Origin of the sequence: Mycobacterium sp. WMMD1722 (assembly GCF_049315205.1) — a bacterium.
Lineage (GTDB): Bacteria > Actinomycetota > Actinomycetes > Mycobacteriales > Mycobacteriaceae > Mycobacterium.
Genome location: NZ_CP186056.1, coordinates 2,210,038 through 2,230,142, shown reverse-complemented (window position 1 = coordinate 2,230,142; position 20,105 = coordinate 2,210,038). Strand labels below are relative to the sequence as shown.

The following is a 20,105-nucleotide window of genomic DNA, read 5'->3' as shown; positions in this document are numbered from 1 at the left end:
GACCCGGCGGCGGACAGGGCTACCGTCATGGGGTGGCCGCCGTCGTCGATGCGTTGCGCGCACATCTGCCCGCCGACCGGATCCTGGTGGATCCAGATCGCACGGCGAGCTACGCCCACGACGAAGCCGAGTGGGCGCCGCACGCGATTCCGTCGGCCGTGGTGCGGGCGACCTGCGCTGAGGATGTGCAGGCGGTGGTGCGCGCATGCATCGAGCATCGCACCCCGGTGGTGGCGCGCGGTGCGGGCACCGGCCTGTCGGGCGGAGCCAACGCCGTCGACGGCTGTGTGATGGTGGCGCTCGAAGCCATGGCCGAGATCGCGATCATCGACCCCCTCGAGCGCTACGCGGTGGTCCAGCCCGGAGTCGTCAACGACGACCTGCGGGCGGCGTGCGCGCCGTACGGTCTGTGGTATCCCCCCGATCCGGCAAGCTCGCCGTGGTCGACGATCGGGGGCAACGTCGCCACCAACGCCGGTGGTCTGTGCTGTGTGAAGTACGGCGTGACAGGCGATTACGTCATGGGCATGCAGGTGGTGACGGGAACCGCCGACATCGTGCGCCTGGGTCGGACCACCGCCAAGGGGGTGGCCGGCTACGACCTGACATCGCTGATGGTGGGGTCGGAGGGAACCCTCGGGATCATCACCGAGGTGACGGTGAAGCTGCGGCCTCTGCAGGCAGCCCAACGCACCGTCGCGGGCTACTTCGACTCGCTGGTCGACGCCGGACGCGCGGTGAGCGCTGTCGCCGAAGCCGGCCTGACCCCCTCGGCACTGGAACTGGTGGATCGGCAATGCCTGCTTGCAGTGGACGCCTGGAAGAAAATGGGCTTGTCGGTCGAGGCCAATGTGGTTCTGCTGGGCCGGATCGACACACCCGATCCGGCCGGAAAGCAGGAGGCGCAGACGATGCGGTCGTGCTTCGACGCGGCGGGTGCCACCTGGTCTGCGGTGTCCACCGACCGGGAGGAGTCCGACGCGCTCTTCGCGGCCCGCCGCCTGGCCTATCCGGCCATGGAGCGGCTCGGTCCGGTACTGACCGAAGATGTGTGCGTACCCAAACGCCATGTCCCCGAGATGCTCTCGCGTATCGAACAGATCGGCGTCCGGAACGGAACCACTATCGCCAACGTCGCGCACGCCGGCGACGGCAACCTGCACCCATTGCTGATCACCCCACACGGCGACGACGATGCACGACGCAAAGCGCAGGCAGCCTTCGCCGAGATCATCGACGCGGCGCTCGATCTCGGTGGCACCGTGACCGGTGAGCACGGCGTCGGGCTGCTCAAGAGGGACGGTCTGGTCAAAGAACTCGACCCGACGGTGCTGGCGATGCACCGCTCGGTCAAGGCCGCGCTCGATCCGCACGGGATCCTCAATCCCGGCAAGGTGTTCGACCAGGTCGAGACACCGTGACAGTGCGACCATGAGGGACGTGCCGCACACCGTCGATACCCACGACACACCGACTGCCGAAGTGCTCATCAAGAAGTCCCGCTTCATCGCTCGGCTCCGGCACGTGGACGACGACACGCAGTTCACCGACCTCCTGACATACGCGCGCAATGCCGACCGCCACGCGAACCATCACTGCTTCGCCTACGTTCTCGGCATCGAATCCTCCGCACGTGTCGAACGATTCAGTGACGACGGCGAACCGGGCGGCACCGCCGGAGCGCCCATCCTGCGCACCCTCAAGGCTCACGATCTGTGCAACGTCGGCGTCGTGGTGTCCCGCTATTTCGGCGGCATCAAGCTGGGTGCCGGCGGATTGACCCGAGCGTATGCGCGCGCCGCCGGCGCGGCGATCGAACAGTCGACGCTTCGCCCGCTGCAGCGCAAGGCGGTGTTCGAGCTGTCCGCCGGCCACGCCGACGCGGGTAGGGTCGAGGCCGAGTTACGCGGCCGGGGGTTCGACGTCACGAACGTGCAGTACGGTGAAGCCGTGCACATGACCGTTCTCAGCGTCGACGGTGGTGCTCTGAAAGTGGCACTCAACGACATCTCCTCCGGGAAGGCCGATCTCGTACAGTACGGCCACGTGTGGATCTAGCGTCGCAGCACCAGTCTGGACGCCTCACACCCGCACCGCCGGATGCAGCTCCACCTCCTGGGTCTTGACGACGAAGTACACCTGCTGACCGGGCTGCAGATCGAGATCGGCGACCGCCGCGGCGGTGATGTCGGCGGCCAGTCCGGCGCCGCCGTCGGGTTGCTCGGCACCGCGAATGCGTACCGTCGTGCCGTGCATGTCGAGCTCGGCGATCTGCACCGCGATGATGTTGCGCGGGCTGGCGTGGGGCGGTTCGAGGTGCACCGCCACCGCTGCGGGCCGGAACAGGGCGACGGCATCGGCGCCGGGTTCGACCTCGCCGACACCGGACATCCTCGCCCCGCGGCCGGTCGTCAGGACACCGGGTTCGGTCACGACGCCGGCGATCAGGTTGATACCCGCGATGCGCGCGGCGAACTCGCTGCGCGGAGCGGTGAGAACCGCGCGGACCGTTCCGCTTTCCACGACCCGCCCACCCTCCACGACGATGATTCGATCGGCGATCGCCAGCGCGTCGAGCAGATCGTGGGTGACGATGATCGCGGTGCGATCGGCCGCCCGCAGAATGTCCCGCAGCAGTCGGCGCAGCGCCGGGGCGGCGGTCACATCGAGGGCGGCCATCGGCTCGTCGAGCAGCAGCAGAGCCGGCTCGGCGGCCAGGGCGCGGGCCACGGCCACCCGCTGGGCCTGTCCCCCCGAGAGCTGAGCCGGTTTGCGTCCGGCCAGTGGCCCTGCGCCCACCGCGTCGAGCCATCGCTGTGCCGCTTTGCTCGCCGCCGAGCGGGACCGGCCGTTGCGCCTCGGGCCGTATGCCACATTCGCGGCCACGCTCAGGTGGGGAAACAACATGGCCTGCTGATTCAACATGGCGACGCCACGGGCGTGGGGTGCCACGAAGGTGTTCGTCGCGGTGTCGGTGACGACTTTGCCGCCGAGTTCCACGCGGCCTTGATCGGGTCGCAGCAGTCCGGCGATCACCGACAGCAACGTCGACTTGCCCGCCCCGTTGGGGCCCAGCACCGCCAACACCTGGCCTTGGTCGAGCGAGACGTCGATGTCGATTCCCCGGTGTTCCATCCGGGCCTGCACCCGCACCGCACTCACAGCGGACCCGCAAGACGCCGGCTCGCCGAGGCGATCACGATCACCGCGGCGACGACGATCAGCAGCAGCGAAAGTGCCACCGCCGCATCGGCATCGGTTTCGCGCTGCAGATAGATCTCCAGCGGCAGGGTGCGCGTCACGCCCTGCAGGGATCCCGCGAACGTCAGCGTCGCGCCGAACTCACCCAGGGAGCGGGCGAACGCCAGCACCGCCCCGGAGATCAGCCCGGGAAGCACGAGCGGCAGCGTCACCGTGCGCAGCACCGTGGTCGGTGCGGCGCCTAGCGTCGCGGCGATGTGTTCGTAACCCGCCCCTGCCGAGCGCAGCGCGCCTTCCAAACTGACCACCAGGAAGGGCAACGATACGAAGGACTGCGCCAGCACCACCGCCGTCGTCGAGAACGCCACCCGGATGCCCAGTAGTTCGAGCTGATGGCCCAGCAACCCCTGCCGTCCGAACGTGTACAACAGCGCAATGCCGCCCACCACCGGCGGCAGCACCAGGGGGAGCAGGACCAGCGCCCGCAGGAAGGACAGCCCGCGGATGCGACCGCGAGCCAGGACCACGGCCATGGGTGTGCCGAGCAGTACGCATACTGCGGTACTGGCCGCTGCGGTCTTGAGGCTCAACACCAATGCCGCTCTGGATGACTCGGAGGTGACCAGTGGGATGAAGTGCGGCCAGTCGATGTCGAGCAGGATCGCGACGAGGGGCACGACCACGAACAGCGCTCCGGCGGTGGCCGGGAGGTAGATCCAGACCGGAACGCCGACCTCGACGGTGCGGTCGGTGCGTGCCGCGGCGCTCACGGTGCGGCGAAACCGGTGGACGCCAGCACTTCTCGTCCCGCCGGGCCCGTCACCAGGTCGACGAACTGCTGCGCCAGCGCCTGTTGCGTCGATTCGTCGAGCACCGCGATCGGATAGGTGTTGACCGCGTCGGCCGACTCGGGGAACGGGACGCTGGTGACCTTGTCCGCGGCGCTTCGGGCATCGGTCACGTACACCAGCCCGGCGTCGGCCTGACCGGAGGTGATCTTGCCCAGCACGTCGGTGACGGAGGACTCCTCGCTGACCGGCGTGAGCGCCACTCCGGTGGCGTCCTCGATCGTGCGGGTCGCCGCACCACACGGCACCTGGGGTGCGCATACGACGACCTGAGTGCCCGGCCGGGCCAGATCGGCGAAGGAGGTGACCGCCTTCGGATTGCCCGGCGGGGTGACGATCGTGAGGGTGTTGGTGGCGAAGTCCACCGGGTCGCCGGACACCAGCCCGGCGTCGACGGCCTTGGTCATGTTCTGCTCGTCGGCGGAGGCGAAGACGTCCGCGGGTGCCCCCTGGCCGAGCTGCGTCGCCAGATCGGAGGAGCCGGCGAAGTTGAACGCGACTTTCGTGCCCGGGTGGTCCTTCTCGAAGCGTTCGCCGAGTTCGGTGAACGTCGACTTCAGCGACGCGGCGGCGAAGACCACGACCTCGGCCGCCGGCGGGGATTCCGCGTCCGGCGAGGAGCACCCCGCCAGCAGTGCCGTGGCGCTCATGGCCACTCCGAACCTGCGCAGCGGTCTCACGAGGCACCGCCGGCCGGCGTCTCGATGATGACGTTGGTCGCCTTGATCACGGCCACCGCAAGCGCCCCCGGTTCGAGTCCGAGCTGCCGGGCGGATTCGGTGCTCATCAGGGAGACGACGGTGAACGGCCCGCATTGCATCTGCACTTCGCTCATCACCTGGTCGGCGGTCACCTTGGTGACCAACCCGACGAACCGGTTCCGGGCTGAACTGCCCACTCCGAGCGGATCACGCGGGGGTGCGGCGTGTTCCCGCGCGAAGTCGGCCAGGACGTCGCCGGCGATCACCTTGCGGCCCGATTCGTCTTTCGAGCACGTGAGCGCACCGGTGTCGACCCATCGACGAACCGTGTCGTCACTGACTCCGAGGATCGCCGCGGCGTCTTTGATCCGCAGTGTCGCCATCCAAATCCTCCCGTCGAGTGTGCCGCATGTGCGGACATTTGAGCTTATCTAATCCGTAAATGCGGCGATGGGTGGTCGGCACCTTCGCCGGTGCCGGGCGTGATCGTCGGGCGCGGTCTAACTTGGGCCCATGAGTCGTCCGTTGAACATCGCGCTGGCGCAGTACGAGCCCCTGGCCGGGCCGGATCCGGTGGCGGCCCTGGGGGAGCAGGCCGCCGAGATCCACTCCGGCGCAGGTGATCTTGATCTGATCGTCTTCCCCGAGATCCATCTGCTGGGGGAGTGCGACACCGCCGACGACACCAACGCCTGGCTCAAGGCGGCCGCCGAACCGCTCGACGGGCCGCGGATGCGCGCGCTGTCCGAGGTGGCCGGTGCCCTGGGCGTCTGGCTGATCCCCGGTTCGATCGCCGAGCTCGGCGACGACGGCCGCGTCTACAACACCCAGGTGGTGTTCGATCCGCAGGGCGCTCTGGTGGCGAGTTACCGCAAGGTGTTCCCCTGGCGGCCCTACGAGGCATGGTCCTCCGGACACGAATTCGTCGTATTCGACATGCCCGGCGCCGGCCGAGGCGGCCTGTCGATCTGCTACGACGCCTGGTTCCCGGAGTCGACCCGCAGTGTGGCGTGGATGGGGGCACAGTTCGTCGTGAACGTGGTGAAGACGATCGGCACCGACCGCCGCCAGGAGCGGCTCCTGGCCCAGGCCAACGCCATCGTCAACCAGGTCTTCATGCTCAGCGTCAATGCCGCGGGACCGGTCGGGACGGGGGGATCGATCGTCAGCGATCCCGAGGGCAACATCATCGCCGACCTGCCCACCGCCGAACCGGGATTGATCACCGTCACCATCGACCTCGACGAGGTCGCCCGGGTGCGGGAGAAGGGCACCGAGGGATACAACCGCATGTGGTCACAGATGGCGCCCGACGACCCCCTCATCGATCTGCCGATCTACGGGGGACGGATCGATCCGACCCGGTGGGAGCCCAGGGTCTGACGGTTCAACCGCGACCGTCGGGCTGGTCGTTGTTCTTCTGCGCGCCCCATCCGTGCACCCGATCGACCTCGATCAGTGCACTCACCCGGGGCCGATCCCGGTCCGGATACGGCGTGCCCTGATAGTGCTGGGACAGCGCGTCGATGTCGGCGAGGCCCTCGTCGTCGTAGATGTCGCTGACGTGGCCGATGACGGTGACGTGGGTGTACCAGTCGTCCCCGTCGATGACGGTGAGGGAGACCCGCGGATCCCGGCGAAGGTGCGCCAGGCGCTTGCGACCGATGTCCATGTTCACCAGCAGGCGGTCTCCCCGCAGGAGATACCACGTCGCCGCGGACACCGGCTGCCCGTCGCTCCGGACGGTGCAGATGACCGCGGGGTTCGGCCGCGACAGCATCTGTTTGGCGTCTTCGGTCAGAGATGACATGGGTTCTCCCAGACTTAGGGGGTGTGCGACCCATCCCGGGTACCCCCTGAATCGCGGATTACCGTTCCGTGCGCCGTGGCCAATAAAATCGCTGGTGACATGACGACCGAAACCGCCGCCGGCGCGCCGACAGCCACCGGACCGCACGCAGACCGCATCTCCGCCGAAGCGCAACGTCGCAGGACGTTCGCTGTGATCAGCCATCCTGACGCCGGCAAGTCCACGCTCACCGAGGCGCTCGTGCTGCATGCGAAGGCCATCACCGAGGCCGGGGCCATTCACGGCAAGGCGGGCCGGCGTGCCACCGTGTCGGACTGGATGGAGATGGAGAAGGCCCGCGGCATCTCCATCACCTCGACGGCGTTGCAGTTCCCGTATCACACCCAGGGCGGCGACACCTGCATCGTCAACCTGCTCGACACCCCCGGCCACGCCGATTTCTCCGAGGACACCTACCGGGTGTTGACCGCCGTCGACTGTGCCGTGATGCTCATCGACGCCGCGAAAGGTCTGGAACCCCAGACGCTCAAGCTCTTCCAGGTGTGCCGCCACCGCGGTATCCCGATCATCACGGTGGTCAACAAGTGGGACCGGCCGGGTCGCCACGCGCTGGAGTTGATGGACGAGATCCACGAGCGCATCCAGCTGCAGACCACCCCGCTGACCTGGCCCGTCGGTATCGCCGGTGACTTCAAGGGGGTGCTCGACCGGCGCACCGGCGAGTACATCAAGTACACCCGCACCGCCGGTGGCGCGACCGCCGCACCCGAGGAGCACATCGATGCCGCGCACGCCCACGAGGTCGCGGGCGACGACTGGGACACCGCGGTCGAGGAGTCGGAGCTGCTGAGTGCCGACGGTGCCGACTTCGACAACGAGTCGTTCCTCAAGTGCACGTCCACGCCGGTGCTGTTCACCTCGGCGATCCTCAACTTCGGGGTCAACCAGTTGCTCGACGTGTTGGCCCAGCTCGCGCCGCCCCCGCGCGGGCAGCTCGACATCGACGGCAACCGGCGCGATCCGGCCGCGCCGTTCAGCGCGTTCGTTTTCAAGGTGCAGGCGGGGATGGACTCCGCGCACCGGGACCGCATCGCCTACGCGCGGGTGTGCTCGGGCACCTTCGAGCGCGGTGAGGTCCTCACCCACGGCGCCACCGGCAAGCCGTTCGTGACCAAATACGCGCAGTCGGTGTTCGGTCAGCAGCGCTCGACGCTGGACACCGCCTGGCCGGGTGACGTGATCGGACTGGCCAACGCGAACGCACTGCGCCCCGGTGACACGCTCTACCGCGACGTGCCGGTCGAGTACCCGCCGATCCCGAGCTTCTCGCCCGAGCATTTCGCGGTGGCGCGCGGCAAAGACCCCAGCAAGCACAAGCAGTTCCGCAAGGGCATCGAGCAGCTGGACCAGGAGGGCGTCATTCAGGTGCTGCGCTCGGACCGGCGCGGTGATCAGGCGCCGGTGTTCGCCGCGGTCGGACCGATGCAGTTCGAGGTGGCCAGCCACCGCATGGCGAACGAGTTCAGCGCGCCGATCGCGCTGGAGCCGCTGCCGTACACGGTGGCCCGCGCCGCCGATCCCGCCGATGCGGAGATTCTGGCCAAACAGGCGTCGGTCGAGGTGTTCACCCGCACCGACGGGGTGGTGTTGGCGGTGTTCTCCACCAGGTGGCGGCTGGAGAACATCCAGCGAGACCTGCCCGAGGTGCGTCTGAGCTCACTGGTCGCCGCAGGGGACTGATCCCAGGTCGCGGCGCGCGTACGTGACTGCACCCGCGTGGCCCCAGTCAGCAGCGTGTCGGCCAGGCGGGCCGTCGCCGCTGTCATCCGGCCGGCCGGTCCCGCGGCCAGGTACACCTGCTCACCGAGGCGCGCCGCGGACGTCCACGACGTAGACGGTCTGCGGTCCGGGCACGCCCTTGAGATCCACCTCGCGGGGATCTCCGAAGGCGATATCGGCGACGTCGCCGACCTCCTCGCGCACGGCGTGGCTCACCAGCACCTCGCCGCCGACCGCGAGGTCTGCGACACGCGCAGCCGTGGCCACGTCGAGGCCGAACAGGTCGTCGCCACGGCGCACGGAGGTGCCGACGTGGGCGCCCATCCGCACGCGGACATCGTCCGCCCGATGCTCGGTCAGAAGGGCCTGCTGCACCGCGATACAACATTGAACGGCGCTGGTCGAATCCGGGAACGCGATCATGAACCCGTCGCCCTGGTTCTTGACCACCACGCCGCCGTGGGCGGTGACATGTCGCCGGACGACCTTCTCGTGTCGCTCGAGCAGCTTCACCCATTCGCGGTCGCCCAGGTCGGCGTTGCGCTGGGTGGAGCCCTCGATGTCGGAGAAGACCAGGACGACCCGGCCGTCGGCGGTGATGCGGGCGAGATCCGGCCGCTCGATCCGCGCCCAGCCGGCGAGGTCCTCGATCGAGCTGCGCACCGACCCACCCAGCTGCCTGCGGATGATGGCGTCGGCGGTCTGCACCGTGTTGGTCACCGTCTTGATGGCCAGCGGTGCGACGCCGACCGGTTTGCGGCGACGGCGACGAGGTTCGTCGATGTTCATGCGGCGCTGCGGGTCTCGACGTGCGTTCCGCAGAGCACGCCGGGACACCACGAGCAGGACACCGAGCGCGACGAGGCCGGCGAACTCCAGAACAACAATCACCCACAGCGCGACGGTCACCGGTCGATCATCCAGTACCCGGGTGCGGGCCCTGCCGTCAGCCGGTGGTGTCGACGATCATCACCTCGGTGTCGGCGCGGCGGGACAACGTCTTGGGGACCGACCCGAACAGCCGGCCGGTGAGGGTGTCGACGCCGAGGTTGCCCACCACCAGCAGGTCGGCGCGCACTTCGTCGACGAGTTCCACCAACGCCTCGACCGCGGCGCCGGCGACGGCGCGTTCCTCGACTTCGGATGCGCCGGCCGACCGGGCCAGGTCGGCGGCTTCCCGCAGCATGTCGTAGGTCGCCGCATTGCCCTGCGTCCGGAAACCTTCACCGGACAGCTGGTCGGGGTCAGGACCGCCGGTGGACTCCTCCTCGGGCAGAAAGGCGCTCGCCACAATGAGTTTCGCGTTCGAGTCGGCCGCGATCTGCGCCGCCTTCTGCACCGCCCGCAGCGATGACTCCGATCCGTCGGTGCCCACGATGATCGTGCGGTAGTCGCCCATGCACCGAAGTTACTCCGGCCAGCCGTTCGACCGGATCACCTCCACGAAATCGCCGCGCACGAAGGACGGGTCGACATGGGCGAGCACGTCGGCGTTCACCGTGCCGAAGGTGCTCTCGGGCCGTTGACGGACTCCGTCGGCGAACGCCTGCAGGATACGGCGTTTGAAGTCCAGCCGCGGATGGGCCGCCAGCACCGCGTCCCGAGCATCGGCGGGCAGGTCGTCCCGGCCGATGCCGAGCACGTCGGTCTCGACACCGGCGGTCACCAGCGCGATCTCCGGGTCGAGGAACACTGGGACGCCCGGGGTGGTGTGCAGGGCGATGCCGAGCCACACTTTCCGGGCCGTCGCCTCGTCGGCACCGTGTTCGAGCGCGAAATCCCGTGCGGCGTTGGCTCCGTCGACCTCGAAGCGCAGCTTGGACGATGACCGGTACGGCTCGGTCAACCCGAGATCGTGGAACATCGCGCCGACATAGAGCACTTCGAGATCCGGCGTCATGCCCAGGCGCCGACCCTGCAGCGCTCCGAACAGGAACACCCGGCGGGAATGGTCGAACAGCAGATCGTCCTCGGCGTCGCGGATGAACGCCGTGGTGGCGCGCACCAGTGGCGTGTCGGGAATCTCGATACCGGCGATGGTGCGCGGCAGGGATGCGGTCATGGCGTGCTCCTTCGATGTGTGATTGGTCCTGCCGACAGCATCGACCGGAAGCGGGTCGAGCTGACCATGGCAGATCTGCCATCGATCCCTCAGAAACGGACACAATGTGGGGGTGAGTGAGCACAGTGCAGGTGACGTCGTGATCGTCGTGTTCGACGGAGTCAAACTTCTCGACGCGGTGGGCCCTGCCGAGGTGTTCGCCGAGGCGAACCGCTTCGGAGCGCGGTACCGGATCCGATTCGTCTCACCCGACGGTGAGGACGTGATGACCTCGGTCGGTACCCGGTTCGCGGTGAGCGACGCACTACCGTCGATCGGGGCCATCGACACGCTCTTGGTCGCCGGCGGCGACGGGTTGGTCGGCCGGCCCATCGACCCACTCCTCGTGGCGGCCGTCCGAGACGCCGCGCCGCGTGCCAGCCGGTTGGCATCCATCTGCACGGGCGCCTTCATCCTGGCCCAGGCCGGGTTGCTCGCGGGGCGTCGGGCGACCACTCATTGGCGTCACACCCGCTTGCTGGCCAAGGCCTTTCCCGACGTGGAGGTGACTCCGGATGCCATCTTCGTGCAGGACGCAAACGTCTACACCTCGGCCGGCGTCTCGGCCGGTATCGATCTCGCGCTGGCCCTTGCCGAAGTCGACCACGGCAGCGACCTCGTGCGCGAGGTCGCCCGGTCGTTGGTCGTGTACCTCAAGCGGGCCGGCGGGCAGTCACAGTTCTCGGTGCTGGTCGAGAAGAATCCGCCGCCGGACAGTGCCCTGCGGGCGGTGACGGACGCGATCGCCGCGGACCCCGGCGCCGACCACAGCGTCAGATCTCTTGCGGCGCAGGCTTCGTTGAGCAGCCGCCAACTCACCCGGCTGTTCCGCGCCGAACTCGGCACCACACCCGCACGCTATGTGGAGGCCGTCCGCGTCGACATCGGTCGCGCTGCACTCGACGCCGGGCACACGGTCGGGGAGAGCGCGCGCCGCGCCGGATTCGCCAGCGCCGAGACGTTTCGCCGGGTTTTCGTCAGCCACCTCGGCGTATCGCCGAAGGCCTACCGCGACCGGTTCAGATCCGCCGCGCCGGCCTGACCGGGCTCGGCGCTCAGTTCGTCGAGGAAGCCACGGAGCAACGGAGTGTCCGGTGACCGCCATACCGCGGCCAACTCCACGGTGACGGAGTTGTGCACCCGCACCGTCGTGATCCGGTTGCGCGCCGCGGCCGCATGCGCCGAAGTCGCCGGCACCAGTGCCACGCCCAGGCCGGCGGCGACCATGGCGAGCTGGCTCTCCATCGACTGGGCGAAATGCTGTGCTCGCGGCGTGAACCCCGCTGCGCGACAGAAGGCCGCGACCTGGTCGTGATAGTCCGGGGTCCGGCCGCGCGGAATCCAGATCCATGGGAGATCGGCGGCCACCACGAGATCGGTGTCGATGCCCGGTGGCAGCGACCAGTCGGCGGGCGCGGCCAGGACGAACAACTCGGTTCGCAGGGTGAGTCGTTCACACTCGCGCGGTGTCGACATCTGGCGCAGCAGGGCGATGTCCAGTTCGCGTCGCTGCACCAGCTCCACGCCGACATGGGTGTCCACCTCGCGGACGCTGACATCGACGTGGGGATGTGATCGCGCGTAGGCGCGCAGCGCCCGGGGGAGCGGATCAGTGAAGGCGCTGGTGACCGCTCCGATGCGAAGTGCACCCGCCTGCCCCTCGGCGGCCTGCCGGGCCGCGGCGTCCGCGTCGCCGGCGGCGGCGACCACCAGCCGGCACCGGTCGAGGAACACCGCACCCGCCGAGGTCAGCCGCACCTCGCGGGTGGTCCGGTGCAGCAGTTGGACGCCGAGCCGGCTCTCGAGCGCCTTGATCGCGGCCGACAGGGGCGGCTGGGAGATGTGCAACAACTCCGCCGCCCGCCCGAAATTCAGCTGTTCGGCGACGGCGATGAAGTACCGCGCTTCGCGCACCTCCACCATTTATAGCCACTGCCTCTCACTGAAACCCGGATTGGGTATTTCACTATATAAGTGCGGCACTGTTGACTCGGTCGAGTGCACGTCAACGACCGACGCCTCGCGATCACGTTGTGGTGTGCCGGGCTCGCCGCCTTCTCGGCGATGTACGCGCCTCAGGGCCTGTTGACGGAGATCTCGCGCGATTCCGGCGTCGACGCCTCGCGCGCCTCGCTACTGGTGTCGGCCGCCACCCTGGGACTCTCGGTGTCGGTCTTGCCGTGGGCCACACTCGCGGATCGATTCGGGCCCAGCGGGCCGCTTCGGGTGGCAGCGCTCGGCGCGGGATTGAGCGCGCTCATCGTGCCGTGGTTCTCCTCGTTCGAGGCCCTGGTGGCGGGCCGCCTGGTGCAGGGCCTCGCGCTCGGCGGCATCCCGGCGCTGGCGATGGCGCTGCCGCACCAGTTCGTCTCCCCGAAGCGGGCCGTCGTGCTGGGCGGCAGCTATGTGGCCGCCACCTCCCTGGGTGGTCTGAGCGGACGGCTGCTCGTCGTGCCGGTGGCCGACCATCTCGGTTGGCGGACATCGCTTTTCCTGCTCGGCTGCCTGGTCGCACTGTTGATGGTGCTGCTCGCCGCGGTGACGCCCGCGGCCCCGGTGGTCACCGGCACCCCCGAGCCGGGCCGCGGACATCTGCGCGACCCCGCGATGCTGTGCCTGTTCGGCATCGGTGGCCTGCTCATCGGCGGGATGGTCGTCGTGTTCAACTACCTGCCGTACCGGCTGGAGGACGAGCCGTACTTCCTCACGCCGACCGTGATCTCACTGATCTTTCTGGCCTACCTCGCCGGCACATTCGGATCCCGGGTTGCGGGGCGCCTCACCCAGCGCTGGGGCGAGCGGACGGTTTTGATCAGCGCGTGCCTGCTGATGTGCTGCGGCGCCCTGATCACGCTGGCCCGGGCCTTACCGATCATTCTGGCCGGTGTGGTGGTGCTCACCGCAGGCATGTTCGTCGGTCACGCGGCGGCGTCGAGCATGGTCGCCGCGCGGGCCAACCGCGCCCGCAACCAGGCGACCGCGTTCTACAACATCAGCTATTACGCCGGTTCCAGCTTCTTCGGATTCTTCGGCGGTATCGCGTGGGTGCACGGGCGCTGGCCGATGGTGGTGATGCTGGTCGTGGGGCTGGCGGTGGCAGCGGTGACCCTGGCCATCCCGGTTCGTCACTTGACGATTTCAACCGCGATTTGAACGGGCGTTCTCGCAGGTCAGGGATGCATGCGCGAGGTGAGCGCACGGTGCGGCGGTTTTGCTTGGCGGCACGTCGGGTAGAGATCCCGGCAGAGAGCAAACTCCTGTGAGGTTGAGAGGTATGAGCGCAAAGCATCGTTCTCCCGCGCCGGTGCAGCGGGCCCGGCCGACGTCCTGGCCGGTCTTCATCGGTGGGTCACTGTCGTTCGCGGTGGCGTCGGCCGGTGTACTGACCGGTGCGTTCGTTCACTTCTCGACTCCGGACGCCGCCGATGCACCCGCACCGTTGCCGCAGGCCTCGACGAGTGGGCCGGTCACCCAGAACGGCACCGTCGTCGCGGTGACGGCCGATTCGGTGACCACCCGCAGTGATGACGGAGTGCTTCAGACCTACCGCATCACTCCCGACACGACCGCGGTCACCCTCGACCGGCAGCAGGCCGCCAGTCCGGCCGCCTCCTTCACCGTCGACGACCGGGTGTCGGTGTTCGCCACCGTCCATTCAGGTCAGCAGATCGCGACGGCCGTGGCCGACCAGGACGCCGTCGGCCCGAACGGACCGCCGATGGATTATCTCGCCGCATCCTGAGGGACGGTCATCGCACCGCGAGGACGACCTTGCCGCGGGCTGACCGGTTCTCCAGCGCGCTGATGGCATCGGCCGCCTGCTCCATGGCGTAGACCTCCGGTCGGGGGGCGCTGATCTCCCCGCTGGCGAGCAGCGGCTCGAGTTCGGCCCATTGGTCGCGTACGTAACCCGGGTGCGCGAATGTCCAAGCGCCCCAACCCACTCCGACGACGTCGACATTGTTGAGCAGTAGCCGGTTGACCTTCACGGTGGGGATGTCGCCGCCGGTGAATCCGATCACCAGGAGGCGTCCGCCCGGGGCCAGGGAGCGCAGCGAGTCGGTGAACCGTTCACCGCCGACCGGATCAACCACGATGTCGACGCCGCGCCCCCCGGTGAGATCCTTCACCGCATCTTTGAACCCGTCGGCCAGCACGACGTCGGACGCACCGGCGGCCCGCGCCACGGAGATCTTGTCCTCGGTGCTGACCACGGCGATGGTGCGCGCCGCGCCGAACGCCGGCGCCAACCGCAGGGTGGATGTTCCGATTCCGCCCGCCGCGCCGTGCACCAGGACGGTTTCCCCCGCAGCGAGCCGGCCGCGGGTCCGCAGCGCGCAGTGCACCGTCAAATCGTTGAACAACAGCCCGGCGCCGGCTTCGAAGGACACCGCGTCAGGGAGTGGGAAAACCCGATCGGGCGGCAGCGCAACGACTTCGGCCATGCCACCCGACAGCATCGTCAGACCGGCCACCCGGTCCCCCGCGGAGATGTCGCAGCCCTCGGGAGCGCTGCGCACCACTCCGGCGATCTCGGCGCCCGGACTGAACGGGAGATCGGGTTTGTACTGGTAGAGCCCACGGGTCAGCAGGGCGTCGGGAAAGGCCACCCCCGCCGCGTGCACGTCGATGACGACCTGACCGCCCGCCTCGGGCTCGTCGACATCGACGAGTTCCACAGCGCTGGGACCGTCGAGCCGGGTTACCTGAATGGCGCGCATGACCACCTTTCTGTCGCCGATGTGCACCATTTAACATCCCGGGGTGATCGATGCCCGTGCCGCGGTGCTGCTGGAATCCGGGGCCGACCCCGTGCTGACCGACGTGTCGGTGCGATCGCCGCGCGCCGACGAGATCCTCGTCCGTATCGATGCGGTGGGGATCTGCCACACCGACGTCAGCGTCGCCGCCCGATGGCCGCAACGGCGGTTGCCGATGGTGTTCGGACACGAGGGGTGCGGCACCGTCATCCAGGCGGGACCAGAAGCCGGGCTGGATCCGGGCTCGCGGGTCGTGCTCAGCTTCGCCAGCTGCGGGACCTGCGCCTACTGCACCGCGGGGCAACCCGCCTACTGCGCACACTCCACCACGCTGAACCTCCGCGGTGACGGCGGCGGTGACGGCGCCGCGCTGCACATCGGCGGACGACCGATCGGTGCGGGTTTCTTCGGGCAGTCCAGCCACGGCACGGTCGCACTGGCCCGTCGCCGCAACGCCGTGGTGATACCCGACGACGTCGACCCGGTGCTGGCCGCCCCGCTGGGATGCAGCGTGCAGACCGGTGTCGGCACACTGCTCAATGCGTTGCAGCCGCGTCCCGAGGACCCCGTCGTGGTTTTCGGGGCCGGGGCGGTCGGACTCTCGGCGGTGATGGGGGCACGCATCGCCGGGTGCCGCACCATCGTGGCCGTGGATCCGGTGTCCGATCGGCGGGCGCTCGCGTCCGCGCTGGGGGCCACGGCGACGATCGACCCGGTCCAGGGCGAGGTGGCCGAGCGGATCGTCGAGCTGACCGCAGGCGGTGCGCAAGCGGCCGTCGACACCACCGCCCTACCCGATGTGTTGTCCACCGCCCTGGGTGCCCTGCGGCCCCGCGGTCAGCTGGCCGTCGTCGGACTGGGTGCGCCGGTCGCACCGCTGCCGGTCGGCCTGATCATGGGCAACGGGCTGACCGTGCGCGGAGTCGTCGAGGGAGACAGCGAACCCCAGCGTTTCATTCCGCATCTGGTCGACCTCCTGCGCCGCGGGGAGCTGCCCGTCGAGCGCATCGTCACCCGCTACGACTTCGCGGATTTCGATCGGGCCTGGGCTGCGGCTCGCGCCGGCGCAGCGGTCAAGCCGGTCCTCACCCTTGCCGAAAGACCAACGGCGACAGGCGCTGTCGATCAACCACCGGGCGGCGGCGGTGACACCGGTGAGTACTGAATGAGCCCCGGCGGCAAATTGGTTCCCGGTGGCGGCGCCGTGCCCGGCAGCGGTAGTCCGAGTTGACTCTGCGGCGTTTGACCCAGCAGTGAACCCTTGAGTTGTCCGTCGCGGTAGAGGTCGATGTAGCGGCCCAGCCACTCGCGACCGGTGACGTCGTCGGCCTCGTGACCGGGTGCCACGTCGAAGACCGTGCCCGCGCCCGGTGCTGCGGGCGCTTCGTTGAGCGGTACGCCATAGGCGTTGTTGAACACCCTCAGGTTCGGCGGCGTGCCCGGGCCGGCGCCCGGCGCAGCCGGCGCGACGTTCTGGCCCAGCACGGTGTCGCGGTCGATGCCGGGTAGCGCCGGAACGCCCAGCGGACCGGCCGGCGCGAGGCCGGACTGCGCGAGGACGCCCAGCCCTCCGGTTCCCAGCGGGGCACCGATGACCGGCACCTGCGGCCCCGGCGGCGGGGGCGGCAACGGCGGTCCCGGCGGCGCGGGTGGCGGCTGTGCGCCCGCCAGTGCCGCGAGACTCACCGTCGCTGCGATGCCGACGAGACCCGATGTGGCCCGCGCGATGTGGCGGGCGGCATGCAGCGGCTCGCGACCAGGAATCGACATCGGAGGCCTCAGACCGTCTTCGTGACGCCGTAATAGGCGACGATGTCGTCGGTGTCGGTCGTCGAACTGGTGAGCGTCGCGTAGGACCGCAGGAACGATTGCCCGACGCACCCGTCGATCTTGACGTGAGTGTCCTTGATGGTCACGCGCGCAGGTGCGGCCTTGAACGACTTCTTGTTCACCGAAATTTGCTGGACAGTACCGGGTTTCAGATGAATCTCGATGACTCCGGAGATCGGTGCGCTGATGCCGGTGGGGACGATGCCACCGGTGATCGACGACCCGGAAGTGCTCAGACCCACCTGGCCGATGAGCCGCACCTGCCCGAGCTCGATGCCGCAGCCGATCTGGTAGCCCGCTTCGAGCACCCCGCCGTTCAGTGTGGTCGAACCGTCCCCGGTGACCGTCCCGGTGAAGGTTCCGCCGACGAGGTATTCGCGTGACGACACCGCGGTGGTCAACGGTGCGACGGGCAGCTGCGTCTCGTTCGCGGCGGCGACGGTGAGCACCCATCCGTCCGGCGTCGTCACGACACCGGGGGGCGCCGAGGCCACCACACCGGTGTCCGGCGGCGGGGGCGGCGGCGGCACGGGCTGCGCGGAGGCCGACGGCGCACCGATCCCGGAAACAAGCACGCCGACAGCAGCTAGGGCAGCAAGACGAAGGAACATGAAGATGGCCGCACCTCTCGTGGTCCGAAACCTTGGGGGTCGAACTGGTTGTCGCGATGGAGCATCCACGGGACGGGTGGCTCCGCGGTGAACGCCCGGGGAACGAGAGCGGCCGGATGTGGGACGGTTCGACGTCGGCGGGCGAAGGTCACCGACGTTTGCTTGGCGCCGCTCAGGACTCCGTCACGAGTCTTGCAGCAAACTCACAGCGGGCCGCGGTTGCGGCGGGAAGGTGAACTGTGCGGCCGACCCCGACAGCCAGATATGCCAGCAGGCGCGGTCGACAGCCCGTGGCTGCCGACCGCGCCTGCGGTGTTCCGGTGTCAGACGGCCTTGGTGAACCCGATGTAGGTGATCACGTCGTCGGTGTTGTCGGTGGAGCTCGTCAGCGTCGCGTAGGAGCGGATGAAGGACTGGCCCGCGCACTGGTCGGTCTTGATGCGGACCCCGGTGAGGCTGATCCGGGTCGACGTGCCCTTGAACGACTTCTTGTTCAACGCGACCGAGGTCACGGTCCCGGGCTTCAGATAGACCTTGCCCTGCAGGCTGATACCGGTGCCCAGCGTCGCATTGTTGGTGAACGGCAGGCTGATGCCCGGGGTCAGGCTCGCACCGGGGTTGATCTCGGTTTCGTCGGAGATGATGCCGCATCCGATCTGCTCGCCGACCTCGAACGTCCCGCCGTTGAGTTTGGTGCTGCCCGAGCCGCTGATGGTCCCGGTGAACGTTCCGCCCACCAGGTACTCGCGGGAGGAGACGGCGGTGGTCAGCGGCGCCACCGGAAGCTGGCTCTCATCGCTCCCCGCCACCTCCAGATGCCAGCCGTCGGGCGTGTCCAGTATGCCGGCCGGGCCCGAGGGAACGGCGCCGGCGGGCGGCGGGGGCGCGCTGTTGGCGACCGGCTGCGCTGCGGGGTCGGCCGGAGCCGGCTGGGCCGGCGCCGCGGGTGCGGCCCAGACCGGAGCCACCAGGCAGGCGGCGGCCAGGATGGCATAGCGATTGAACATGGGTGTGGTTGCGCCTCTCGGGTCCGAGTCGAGCGAATCGAACGGTGTTGACGCGTCGGAGCTTCCACCGGCCGGATGAGCGGACCGTGAACTGATCGCAAACACTGAAGGCCGGCTACGCGTCATCTGAAGAGCTTTGCTGTTAGCGCGCTCTCGGTGGCGGCGGGGGAGCAACCGAAATGATCCGTCGGCCGACACCACCGGTTGGGTTGGGCGTCACCGGGGGGACATCTGCAACCTCGACTGTGTTGGGTCGTGAAGAGAACGGCATCGCTGACCCTGCTGGCCGTCGCGGCCGTCGCCGCGATCGCGACGACTCCGGCGGCGTCGGCCCAGCCCATTCAGATCTCTTCGCCGACGTCCCCGGATGCCAATCCGGCCGCGGTCACCGCCTGCGCCCAATTCGCCGAGGTGCTCGACGCCGCCGCGACGTATTACGGCGACTTCGCCGACGCGCTCGACGAGAACGCCGGAGCAACCACCGGCAACGCGGCCGTCGCGGACAGCAACGTCGTCGGCCGAACGGCCCTGCGGCAGGGTGCCGCCGCCGCGCTGACTGCCGCGAACACCCCGGGGCTACCGCCCGACATCGCACATCCCATGCGGATGTGGTCGGTCGACGCCACCAAACTGCTCCTCAAGATGGGTCTGCGGGGCACCGGTGACACGCTGGACGTCACCGCGACCGAGCTGAACGCCGATGCCGTCGCCGCGCAGCAGGGATGTGCCGCGGCCGGAACGCACGCCTGACCGTGTTGCGTTGTGCCGCAGCGGTTGTCGCCATCGCCATGCTCCTCGGCGGCTGTACGGTCCGATCGGGCGCCGTCGAGCGCACCACCGACCCGGTGCCCGACCGCGACCTCGAGATGCTGATTCCCACCGCCGATGCGATCGACGCCGTCATGGGAGTCGCCATGTCGCCGCAACCCGTGGTCGACCACATGTCCGACAACCGCAATCTGGTTACGAATGTGAGCTGCCTCGGGATCTGGCATGTGGGTGAGGCGGCCGTGTACGGGGAGCAGGATGGGCGTGGCTGGAGTGCCATGCGCCGCCAGACCCTGCGAGCGCCGGACGCCGAGGACTGGACCAGCCAGGTCGTCCAGGCGGTGATCGGTTACCCGTCGGCCCAGGCGGCTCAGGCGTTCTTCACCCAGTCCGCTGACCGCTGGGCGCACTGCACCGACCACACGGTCAACATCACGCTCAACGGCCAGGCCCTGCCGAAGTGGCGCAGCGGGCGGCTGGACCGCAGCGCCGACCGCCTGGCCATCGGCGTGTCGCGGGGGGTGGGGGAGCAGCTGCGGTCGTGCCAGCGGGTGCTGACCGTTGCAGCGAACGTGGTCGTCGACGTGGAGGCCTGCCGCGCGGGCGCCGCTGCGGTCGACCAGGCGGACCGTATCGCCTCTCTCATCGAGTCCGGGGTTCGCTGAGGCCGACGACGGTTAAGCTGACCT

Annotated in this window: 23 protein-coding genes; 10 read left to right on the top strand and 13 right to left on the bottom strand. The window is 68.9% G+C overall.

The window, feature by feature from the left end:
* The first annotated feature begins 32 nt into the window (after nucleotides 1-32).
* Nucleotides 33-1,421, top strand: a complete 1,389-nt coding sequence (locus ACN27E_RS10610; RefSeq protein WP_422748872.1) for an FAD-binding oxidoreductase — start codon at nucleotides 33-35, stop codon at nucleotides 1,419-1,421.
* A gap of 10 nt (nucleotides 1,422-1,431) precedes the next feature.
* Entirely contained in the window at nucleotides 1,432-2,058 is a 627-nt protein-coding gene (locus ACN27E_RS10605) for an IMPACT family protein (RefSeq protein ID WP_422748870.1), read from the top strand.
* Between the two features lie 24 nt (nucleotides 2,059-2,082).
* Here ACN27E_RS10605 and ACN27E_RS10600 read toward each other — a convergent pair whose 3' ends face one another.
* The 4 genes from ACN27E_RS10600 to ACN27E_RS10585 are packed head-to-tail and all read right to left on the bottom strand — an operon-like array spanning nucleotide 2,083 to nucleotide 5,133.
* Nucleotides 2,083-3,162 (bottom strand): sulfate/molybdate ABC transporter ATP-binding protein, encoded by a 1,080-nt coding sequence (locus ACN27E_RS10600; protein ID WP_422748868.1) that lies wholly within the window; start codon nucleotides 3,160-3,162, stop codon nucleotides 2,083-2,085.
* The gene (locus tag ACN27E_RS10595) at nucleotides 3,159-3,971 is read right to left on the bottom strand and encodes an ABC transporter permease (RefSeq protein ID WP_422748866.1); all 813 of its coding nucleotides are present in this window, start codon (nucleotides 3,969-3,971) and stop codon (nucleotides 3,159-3,161) included. The genes ACN27E_RS10600 and ACN27E_RS10595 overlap by 4 nt, the downstream gene beginning before the upstream one ends.
* Nucleotides 3,968-4,699, bottom strand: coding sequence for a molybdate ABC transporter substrate-binding protein (modA, locus tag ACN27E_RS10590; RefSeq protein ID WP_422748864.1), 732 nt, complete (start codon nucleotides 4,697-4,699; stop codon nucleotides 3,968-3,970). The genes ACN27E_RS10595 and modA overlap by 4 nt, the downstream gene beginning before the upstream one ends.
* 26 nt (nucleotides 4,700-4,725) lie before the next feature.
* Nucleotides 4,726-5,133: a TOBE domain-containing protein gene (locus ACN27E_RS10585; protein ID WP_422748863.1), complete on the bottom strand. Its 408-nt coding sequence runs from the start codon at nucleotides 5,131-5,133 to the stop codon at nucleotides 4,726-4,728.
* Between the two features lie 130 nt (nucleotides 5,134-5,263).
* Here ACN27E_RS10585 and ACN27E_RS10580 point away from each other — a divergent pair, with 130 nt between their 5' ends.
* On the top strand, nucleotides 5,264-6,133 hold the full coding sequence (locus tag ACN27E_RS10580; RefSeq protein ID WP_422748861.1) for a carbon-nitrogen hydrolase family protein: 870 nt from the start codon (nucleotides 5,264-5,266) through the stop codon (nucleotides 6,131-6,133).
* Between the two features lie 4 nt (nucleotides 6,134-6,137).
* Here ACN27E_RS10580 and ACN27E_RS10575 read toward each other — a convergent pair whose 3' ends face one another.
* Nucleotides 6,138-6,560 carry a PPOX class F420-dependent oxidoreductase gene (locus ACN27E_RS10575; RefSeq protein ID WP_422748859.1) on the bottom strand — a complete coding sequence of 141 codons (423 nt, stop codon included), beginning with the start codon at nucleotides 6,558-6,560 and terminating at the stop codon, nucleotides 6,138-6,140.
* Between the two features lie 99 nt (nucleotides 6,561-6,659).
* Here ACN27E_RS10575 and ACN27E_RS10570 point away from each other — a divergent pair, with 99 nt between their 5' ends.
* Entirely contained in the window at nucleotides 6,660-8,300 is a 1,641-nt protein-coding gene (locus ACN27E_RS10570; RefSeq protein WP_422748858.1) for a peptide chain release factor 3, read from the top strand.
* Between the two features lie 120 nt (nucleotides 8,301-8,420).
* Here the strand turns inward: ACN27E_RS10570 and ACN27E_RS10565 are convergent, their stop codons facing one another.
* Genes ACN27E_RS10565 through ACN27E_RS10555 form a run of 3 tightly spaced genes read right to left on the bottom strand, consistent with a single transcriptional unit; the run spans nucleotide 8,421 to nucleotide 10,401 of the window.
* On the bottom strand, nucleotides 8,421-9,248 hold the full coding sequence (locus ACN27E_RS10565; protein ID WP_422748856.1) for an adenylate/guanylate cyclase domain-containing protein: 828 nt from the start codon (nucleotides 9,246-9,248) through the stop codon (nucleotides 8,421-8,423).
* A 37-nt stretch (nucleotides 9,249-9,285) separates the two neighbouring features.
* Nucleotides 9,286-9,738, bottom strand: a complete 453-nt coding sequence (locus tag ACN27E_RS10560) for a universal stress protein (RefSeq protein ID WP_422748854.1) — start codon at nucleotides 9,736-9,738, stop codon at nucleotides 9,286-9,288.
* A 9-nt stretch (nucleotides 9,739-9,747) separates the two neighbouring features.
* Entirely contained in the window at nucleotides 9,748-10,401 is a 654-nt protein-coding gene (locus ACN27E_RS10555; RefSeq protein WP_422748852.1) for an HD domain-containing protein, read from the bottom strand.
* 112 nt (nucleotides 10,402-10,513) lie between these two features.
* Here ACN27E_RS10555 and ACN27E_RS10550 point away from each other — a divergent pair, with 112 nt between their 5' ends.
* Nucleotides 10,514-11,482, top strand: coding sequence for a GlxA family transcriptional regulator (locus ACN27E_RS10550; RefSeq protein WP_422748850.1), 969 nt, complete (start codon nucleotides 10,514-10,516; stop codon nucleotides 11,480-11,482).
* Here ACN27E_RS10550 and ACN27E_RS10545 read toward each other — a convergent pair.
* Nucleotides 11,446-12,354, bottom strand: coding sequence for a LysR family transcriptional regulator (locus ACN27E_RS10545; RefSeq protein WP_422748848.1), 909 nt, complete (start codon nucleotides 12,352-12,354; stop codon nucleotides 11,446-11,448). The genes ACN27E_RS10550 and ACN27E_RS10545 overlap by 37 nt on opposite strands.
* 84 nt (nucleotides 12,355-12,438) lie before the next feature.
* On the opposite strand from ACN27E_RS10545, the gene ACN27E_RS10540 reads away from it, so the two are divergent.
* Both ACN27E_RS10540 and ACN27E_RS10535 read left to right on the top strand, forming a co-directional pair.
* Entirely contained in the window at nucleotides 12,439-13,593 is a 1,155-nt protein-coding gene (locus ACN27E_RS10540) for an MFS transporter (RefSeq protein WP_422748846.1), read from the top strand.
* A gap of 121 nt (nucleotides 13,594-13,714) precedes the next feature.
* Nucleotides 13,715-14,182 (top strand): hypothetical protein, encoded by a 468-nt coding sequence (locus ACN27E_RS10535; RefSeq protein WP_422748845.1) that lies wholly within the window; start codon nucleotides 13,715-13,717, stop codon nucleotides 14,180-14,182.
* Nucleotides 14,183-14,189: 7 nt separating this feature from the next.
* Here ACN27E_RS10535 and ACN27E_RS10530 read toward each other — a convergent pair whose 3' ends face one another.
* Nucleotides 14,190-15,161 (bottom strand): NADPH:quinone oxidoreductase family protein, encoded by a 972-nt coding sequence (locus ACN27E_RS10530; RefSeq protein WP_422748844.1) that lies wholly within the window; start codon nucleotides 15,159-15,161, stop codon nucleotides 14,190-14,192.
* A 43-nt stretch (nucleotides 15,162-15,204) separates the two neighbouring features.
* On the opposite strand from ACN27E_RS10530, the gene ACN27E_RS10525 reads away from it, so the two are divergent.
* Entirely contained in the window at nucleotides 15,205-16,365 is a 1,161-nt protein-coding gene (locus ACN27E_RS10525; protein WP_422748842.1) for an NAD(P)-dependent alcohol dehydrogenase, read from the top strand.
* On the opposite strand, the gene ACN27E_RS10520 is transcribed toward ACN27E_RS10525, so the two are convergent.
* The 3 genes from ACN27E_RS10520 to ACN27E_RS10510 all read right to left on the bottom strand — a co-directional run bounded on the left by ACN27E_RS10520 (nucleotide 16,326) and on the right by ACN27E_RS10510 (nucleotide 18,648).
* Complete coding sequence (locus ACN27E_RS10520; protein WP_422748840.1) at nucleotides 16,326-16,970, bottom strand: hypothetical protein; 645 nt, start codon at nucleotides 16,968-16,970, stop codon at nucleotides 16,326-16,328. The genes ACN27E_RS10525 and ACN27E_RS10520 overlap by 40 nt on opposite strands.
* Nucleotides 16,971-16,978: 8 nt before the next feature.
* Nucleotides 16,979-17,641, bottom strand: coding sequence for an MspA family porin (locus ACN27E_RS10515; protein ID WP_422748839.1), 663 nt, complete (start codon nucleotides 17,639-17,641; stop codon nucleotides 16,979-16,981).
* 323 nt (nucleotides 17,642-17,964) lie between these two features.
* Nucleotides 17,965-18,648 (bottom strand): MspA family porin, encoded by a 684-nt coding sequence (locus ACN27E_RS10510; RefSeq protein WP_422748837.1) that lies wholly within the window; start codon nucleotides 18,646-18,648, stop codon nucleotides 17,965-17,967.
* A gap of 255 nt (nucleotides 18,649-18,903) precedes the next feature.
* On the opposite strand from ACN27E_RS10510, the gene ACN27E_RS10505 reads away from it, so the two are divergent.
* Both ACN27E_RS10505 and ACN27E_RS10500 read left to right on the top strand, forming a co-directional pair.
* Entirely contained in the window at nucleotides 18,904-19,398 is a 495-nt protein-coding gene (locus tag ACN27E_RS10505; protein WP_422748836.1) for a hypothetical protein, read from the top strand.
* Complete coding sequence (locus ACN27E_RS10500; RefSeq protein WP_422748834.1) at nucleotides 19,371-20,081, top strand: sensor domain-containing protein; 711 nt, start codon at nucleotides 19,371-19,373, stop codon at nucleotides 20,079-20,081. The genes ACN27E_RS10505 and ACN27E_RS10500 overlap by 28 nt, the downstream gene beginning before the upstream one ends.
* Nucleotides 20,082-20,105 lie beyond the last annotated feature (24 nt).

What these genes read in the sequence shown, in the direction of transcription:
- ACN27E_RS10500 (WP_422748834.1), top strand. Translation starts at nt 19,371, where the DNA reads ATGTGCCGCGGCCGGAACGCACGCCTGACCGTGTTGCGTTGTGCCGCA.
- ACN27E_RS10530 (WP_422748844.1), bottom strand. Translation starts at nt 15,161, where the DNA reads ATGCGCGCCATTCAGGTAACCCGGCTCGACGGTCCCAGCGCTGTGGAA.
- ACN27E_RS10520 (WP_422748840.1), bottom strand. Translation starts at nt 16,970, where the DNA reads ATGTCGATTCCTGGTCGCGAGCCGCTGCATGCCGCCCGCCACATCGCG.
- ACN27E_RS10555 (WP_422748852.1), bottom strand. Translation starts at nt 10,401, where the DNA reads ATGACCGCATCCCTGCCGCGCACCATCGCCGGTATCGAGATTCCCGAC.
- ACN27E_RS10605 (WP_422748870.1), top strand. Translation starts at nt 1,432, where the DNA reads ATGAGGGACGTGCCGCACACCGTCGATACCCACGACACACCGACTGCC.
- ACN27E_RS10580 (WP_422748861.1), top strand. Translation starts at nt 5,264, where the DNA reads ATGAGTCGTCCGTTGAACATCGCGCTGGCGCAGTACGAGCCCCTGGCC.
- ACN27E_RS10510 (WP_422748837.1), bottom strand. Translation starts at nt 18,648, where the DNA reads ATGTTCAATCGCTATGCCATCCTGGCCGCCGCCTGCCTGGTGGCTCCG.
- ACN27E_RS10570 (WP_422748858.1), top strand. Translation starts at nt 6,660, where the DNA reads ATGACGACCGAAACCGCCGCCGGCGCGCCGACAGCCACCGGACCGCAC.
- modA (WP_422748864.1), bottom strand. Translation starts at nt 4,699, where the DNA reads ATGAGCGCCACGGCACTGCTGGCGGGGTGCTCCTCGCCGGACGCGGAA.
- ACN27E_RS10535 (WP_422748845.1), top strand. Translation starts at nt 13,715, where the DNA reads ATGAGCGCAAAGCATCGTTCTCCCGCGCCGGTGCAGCGGGCCCGGCCG.
- ACN27E_RS10585 (WP_422748863.1), bottom strand. Translation starts at nt 5,133, where the DNA reads ATGGCGACACTGCGGATCAAAGACGCCGCGGCGATCCTCGGAGTCAGT.
- ACN27E_RS10515 (WP_422748839.1), bottom strand. Translation starts at nt 17,641, where the DNA reads ATGTTCCTTCGTCTTGCTGCCCTAGCTGCTGTCGGCGTGCTTGTTTCC.
- ACN27E_RS10560 (WP_422748854.1), bottom strand. Translation starts at nt 9,738, where the DNA reads ATGGGCGACTACCGCACGATCATCGTGGGCACCGACGGATCGGAGTCA.
- ACN27E_RS10575 (WP_422748859.1), bottom strand. Translation starts at nt 6,560, where the DNA reads ATGTCATCTCTGACCGAAGACGCCAAACAGATGCTGTCGCGGCCGAAC.